The sequence below is a fragment of the Pseudomonas sp. PNPG3 genome (genome assembly GCF_023093815.1).
GTDB classification, from domain to species: Bacteria; Pseudomonadota; Gammaproteobacteria; order Pseudomonadales; family Pseudomonadaceae; genus Aquipseudomonas; species Aquipseudomonas asiatica.
On record NZ_JALLKV010000146.1, the window covers coordinates 1 to 426 of the forward strand.

The window sequence follows — 426 nt, forward strand, 5'->3', positions numbered from 1 at the left end:
TAGCATCGATAGCGACAGTACGCGTCACGCCATCCACATCGACGGTCAGCGTCGTGGTGCTGCCAGCCTGCGGCGGGTTGCTCAGCTGGAAGTGGAAGGTGATGTTGGCATCACCCTCTTTTGCCGGATCGGCCGTCACGGTCACCGTCGTAGTGTCGACGGTGTCCTTGATTTCAGCCGTAACGCTGGCGTTGCTCAGGTCTACCGCTTCGAAGTTGCCACCGTTAACAGCGGTCACTTCGACAGTCACGGTGCTGCCGTCGGTGTAGACATCTTCACCGTTGGTATTCGCGACGTTGAGGGTGCCTTTGCCGGTAGCATCGATAGCGACAGTACGCGTCACGCCATCCACATCGACGGTCAGCGTCGTGGTGCTGCCAGCCTGCGGCGGGTTGCTCAGCTGGAAGTGGAAGGTGATGTTGGCAT

The 426-nt window shown here is 59.6% G+C and carries 1 protein-coding gene; it reads right to left on the minus strand.

Translation table 11 applies throughout. The features are described 5' to 3' along the window. Positions 1-426 (minus strand): immunoglobulin-like domain-containing protein (locus tag MJ643_RS30500; protein WP_247727290.1); only part of this gene is annotated, 426 nt, incomplete at both ends.